The 4,926-nt window shown below is 60.1% G+C and carries 4 protein-coding genes and 1 tRNA gene; 4 read left to right on the top strand and 1 reads right to left on the bottom strand.

From position 1 onward, the window contains the following. Positions 1-91 precede the first annotated feature (91 nt). Positions 92-167 (top strand) — tRNA-Gly (locus tag HMPREF9538_RS16955). A gap of 270 nt (positions 168-437) precedes the next feature. On the opposite strand, the gene queG is transcribed toward HMPREF9538_RS16955, so the two are convergent. Then, positions 438-1,577 carry a tRNA epoxyqueuosine(34) reductase QueG gene (gene queG, locus HMPREF9538_RS16950; protein ID WP_004178333.1) on the bottom strand — a complete coding sequence of 380 codons (1,140 nt, stop codon included), beginning with the start codon at positions 1,575-1,577 and terminating at the stop codon, positions 438-440. Positions 1,578-1,590: 13 nt separating this feature from the next. Here queG and nnr point away from each other — a divergent pair, with 13 nt between their 5' ends. The 3 genes from nnr to amiB form a co-directional block, all read left to right on the top strand. Beyond that, a complete protein-coding gene (gene nnr / locus HMPREF9538_RS16945; RefSeq protein ID WP_020316349.1) occupies positions 1,591-3,102 on the top strand; it encodes a bifunctional ADP-dependent NAD(P)H-hydrate dehydratase/NAD(P)H-hydrate epimerase in 1,512 nt (503 codons plus the stop codon). Then, positions 3,095-3,556, top strand: a complete 462-nt coding sequence (gene tsaE, locus HMPREF9538_RS16940) for a tRNA (adenosine(37)-N6)-threonylcarbamoyltransferase complex ATPase subunit type 1 TsaE (protein ID WP_002885589.1) — start codon at positions 3,095-3,097, stop codon at positions 3,554-3,556. The genes nnr and tsaE overlap by 8 nt, the downstream gene beginning before the upstream one ends. 16 nt (positions 3,557-3,572) lie before the next feature. Then, positions 3,573-4,926: N-acetylmuramoyl-L-alanine amidase AmiB (gene amiB, locus HMPREF9538_RS16935; RefSeq protein ID WP_009484730.1), on the top strand; the 1,354-nt coding region annotated here is incomplete at its 3' end.

The raw sequence follows: 4,926 nt of genomic DNA on the forward strand, positions 1-4,926 counted from the left end.
AGTCTCGTTTCCCGCTCCAAAATTTGAAAGACACACCACACCAGTCGCAGTTTTCAGGTTGCTAGACGGTAGCTTGAATGACGATGATTAAGCGGGAATAGCTCAGTTGGTAGAGCACGACCTTGCCAAGGTCGGGGTCGCGAGTTCGAGTCTCGTTTCCCGCTCCAAATTTTCTTCCATCTCTTATTTATCCACAGTGCAATCCAGCGCCGGGGATGATTTTCGTTTGGTCCGCAGAAATACTGTGAACAGAGTTATCCACAGGTTATCGTTCCGTCACTGGCGGCGCAAATGCTTCGCTTTGTAAATAATATCTTTGTATGTGATTGAAATTTAACAAATAAATTTCATTTCAAAATGTTAATCCGATCACTTGACCTTGGTCTGCGCCTTGAAACGCAATGTGTTTTAGATTTTATTCACAGCCTGTGAATGAATCAGGCGTCGCGCGGCAAGCCTTTCTCTACCACTCTGACCAGACGTAATTTTTTCGGCAGCTGTACTTCAACGGCGTCGGCGTTCCGCTTTTTCAGTTGCTGGGCAATCGCCCACTCAATGTGTTCGTCGAGAAGCGGGTGCTCGCCCCGGCGGCTCTCCAGGGCGCGAAGATGGGCTTCATCCCAGGGCGCATTGCCCAACGCGACGGCGATATTGCGCAGCCAGCGCAGGTGGCCAATGCGACGAATCGCCGACCCTTCGGTCACCTTCAGAAACCACGCTTCGCTCCAGGCGAACAGCTCCACCAGCGGCGGGGCATGCAGCGCTTTGCGTGGGCTGAAATCCTCTTCATCGGTGAGCTGTGAGAAACGGTTCCACGGGCAGATCAGCTGACAATCATCACAACCGTAAATACGGTTGCCGATTAGTGGACGGAACTCCTCGGGGATTGCACCTTCCAGTTCAATGGTGAGATAGGAGATGCAGCGCCGGGCGTCGACGGTATAGGGCTCAACGATGGCCCCGGTGGGACAGATGGTCATGCAGGCGACGCAGCGCCCACACTCCTCCGCAACCGGGCTGTCGACCGGCAGGGGCAGATCAATCAGCAGTTCGCCGAGGAAAAAGAACGATCCGGCGTCGCGGCTTAAGATTAGTGAGTGCTTACCTGTCCAGCCAAGGCCCGCTTTTTCTGCGATTGGCCGTTCCAGGATAGGCGCGGAATCGACAAAAGGTCTAAAATTGAGCGAAGCACACTGTTCCTGAATCTTCTCCCCCAGCTTTTTCAGGCGATTACGTAGCAGCTTATGATAATCACGCCCGAGGGCATAACGGCTGACGTAACCCAGCGTGGGATCTTTCAGGGTGCGGGCAAAGGCGGCGTTAGCGGGCAGATAGTTCATCCGCACGCTGATGACGCGTAACGTACCGGGCAGCAGTTCGTGGGGACGGGCGCGCATCATACCGTGACGGGCCATCCATTCCATTTCGCCGTGGTATTGTTTATCCAGCCATGCCTGCAGTTTGGGTTCACTGGCGCTGAGGTCGGTATCGGCGATCCCCACCTGCTGGAACCCAAGCTCTGTGCCCCATTGTTTGATTTGTTGCGCTAACTGAACGAGATCGAGGGGCTGTGACATGATGGACCATACAATGACGAAAAACCCTGACAGTATACCATACAACATTTGGCCTGCGGAGGCGCTGCGCCTGGCCGAACGAGAGGCGGCGGACAGCCTGGGGCTGACGCTGTTCGAACTCATGCAGCGCGCGGGCGAGGCGGCGTTCCAGCTGGCCAGCGGCGCTTATCCTGCCAGCGCGCACTGGCTGATCCTCTGCGGACATGGCAACAACGGCGGCGACGGATATGTCGTTGCGCGTCTGGCACAGGCCGCGGGGCGGCGGGTGACGCTGCTGGCGGTGGAGAGTGACAGCCCGCTGCCGGAAGAGGCGCAGGCGGCGCGGGAGGCATGGCTTAACGCCGGCGGCGTGATCCATGCGGCGACCATCCCATGGCCCGACGATATCTCACTGATTATTGATGGCCTGCTCGGCACCGGTCTGCGCAGTGCGCCGCGCGATCCCGTCGCGGCGCTCATCCACCAGGCGAACCACCACCCGGCGCCGGTGGTGGCGCTGGATATCCCTTCCGGCCTGAATGCGCAGACGGGTGCGACGCCAGGTGCAGTGGTACAGGCCGACCATACGCTGACCTTTATCGCCCTCAAGCCGGGGCTGCTGACCGGCAAGGCGCGGGATGTCGTCGGGCAACTCCACCATCATGCGCTGGGGCTCGAACGCTGGCTCGCCGGACAAAGCACTCCTCTGACGCGGTTTTGCGCCGCCCACCTCGCCGACTGGCTGCCGCCGCGGCGGGCCACCTCCCATAAAGGCGATCACGGTAAACTGGTGATTGTCGGCGGCGATCGCGGCACGGCAGGCGCTATCCGTATGTGCGGTGAAGCGGCCCTACGCAGCGGCGCGGGACTGGTGCGAGTACTTACTCACCCGGAGAACGTGGCGCCCATTGTCACCGTGCGGCCGGAATTAATGGTAGATGAACTGACGCCGCAGACTCTGAAAGCCGCGCTGGAGTGGGCTGATGTGGTGGCGATTGGCCCTGGCCTGGGGCAGCGCGAATGGGGGCGCAGCGCCCTGCGCACGGTGGAAAGTTTTAACAAACCGATGGTCTGGGACGCCGACGCGCTGAACCTGCTGGCATTCAATCCCGATAAACGTCACAATCGCGTGCTAACGCCGCACCCCGGCGAAGCGGCCCGTCTGCTGAACGTCAGCGTGGCAGAAATTGAAAGCGATCGCTTACTTTCTGCGCAACGTCTGGTAAAACGGTATGGCGGCGTGGTTGTGCTGAAAGGCGCGGGCACGGTGGTGGCCAGTGAAAGCGGGGCGATGGGCATTATCGATGCCGGCAATGCCGGGATGGCCAGCGGCGGGATGGGCGATGTGCTCACCGGCATCATCGCCGCGTTGTTAGGACAGCACCTGACGCCGTATGATGCTGCCTGTGCCGGGTGCGTCGCTCATGGCGATGCCGCCGACCGACTGGCCGCCCGCGAGGGCACCCGCGGCATGCTGGCGACCGATCTCTTTTCCACGCTCAGGCGTGTTGTTAACCCGGATGTGATTGACGTAGACCATGATTAACCGAGTGATTCCTTTACCCGATGAGCAGGCCACGCTGGCCCTTGGCGACCGCATCGCGCAGGCCTGTACCGGCGCCACCGTGATTTATCTGTATGGTGATTTAGGCGCGGGGAAAACGACCTTCAGCCGCGGCTTTTTGCAGGCGCTCGGTCACCGCGGCAATGTCAAAAGCCCAACTTATACCCTGGTGGAGCCCTATACCCTCGAGAACCTGATGGTGTATCACTTCGATCTCTACCGTCTGGCGGATCCTGAGGAACTCGAATTTATGGGGATCCGTGATTATTTTGCCGACGATGCCATCTGCCTGGTGGAATGGCCGCAGCAAGGCGCAGGTGTCCTGCCTGACCCGGATGTTGAAATTCACCTTGATTACCAGGCACAAGGGCGTGAGGCGCGTATTACCGCGATCTCCTCACGGGGTGAATCTTTACTGGCGCGTTTAGCCTTTTAGCCTGAAGGATGACGGGATGAAGTATCGCATAACCACCTGGCTTGCCGCTGCGCTGATGCTGTCGAGTCTTCACGCCACTGCGGCGAGTTTATCCGATATCCAGGTCTCTAACGGAGACCAGCAGGCCCGTATTACCCTAAGCTTTGTCGGTGAGCCGGAGTACTCCTTTACCCCACAGGGTAAACGTCTGGTGGCGCTGGATATCAAGCAGACCGGCGTATTGCAGGGACTACCGCTGCAGTTTAGCGGCAGCAACCTGGTGAAGAGTATTCGCGCCGGCACGCCGCAGGATACGCAGACGCTGCGTCTGCTGGTGGATCTGACGGAAGATGGCAAAACCCGGGCGGTGAAGCAACAGAACGGGGCGAATTACACGGTGGTCTTTACCATCAACGCCGACGCGCCGCCGCCGCCGCCTCCGCCGCCCGTGGTGGTGAAACGGGCCGACCCGCCGCCGGTGATGCCTTCCCGGACGACGACGTCAGGGCGTAACCCGTTCAGCTCGTCGGGTCATGAACGGCAGACGGTGATGACCTCCTCTCAGCCGGCGATGACCAACAATCAGACCGTGACTCGCCCGGCGGCCCGCACGGTGTCGGCGGATGATAAAGTCATTATCGCCATTGATGCCGGGCACGGCGGCCAGGATCCTGGCGCGATTGGCCCGAACGGCACCAAAGAGAAAAACGTGACTATCGCTATCGCGCGCAAGCTGCGGGCGTTACTGAACGCCGATCCGCAGTTTAAGCCGGTGCTGACCCGCGACGGGGATTACTTTATTTCGGTGATGGGCCGCTCTGACGTGGCGCGTAAGCAAAACGCCAATTTCCTCGTCTCTATCCATGCTGACGCCGCGCCAAACCGCGATGCCACTGGCGCCTCGGTGTGGGTGCTCTCGAACCGTCGCGCCAACAGCGAAATGGCCGGTTGGCTCGAGCAGCATGAGAAGCAGTCTGAACTGCTCGGCGGTGCGGGCGATGTGCTGGCAAACAGCCAGGCCGACCCCTACCTGAGCCAGGCGGTGCTGGATCTGCAGTTTGGTCATTCCCAGCGCGTCGGCTACGATGTGGCGACCAACGTGCTGAGCCAGCTGCAGCGTATTGGCAACCTGCACAAACGCCGCCCGGAGCATGCCAGCCTTGGAGTGCTGCGCTCGCCGGACATCCCGTCGATCCTCGTGGAAACGGGCTTTATCAGTAACAACGGCGAAGAGCGGCTGCTGGGTAGCGATGATTACCAGGAGCAGATTGCGGAGGCGATTTATAACGGCTTACGCAACTACTTTATGCAGCATCCGCTGCAGTCGGCGCCTCGCCGGGGGGGGGGGGGGGGCCGCCCCCCCCCCGGCGCTGCTGCCGATCACCGAGCAC

The sequence above is a fragment of the Klebsiella sp. MS 92-3 genome (assembly GCF_000195655.1).
Lineage (GTDB): Bacteria > Pseudomonadota > Gammaproteobacteria > Enterobacterales > Enterobacteriaceae > Klebsiella > Klebsiella pneumoniae.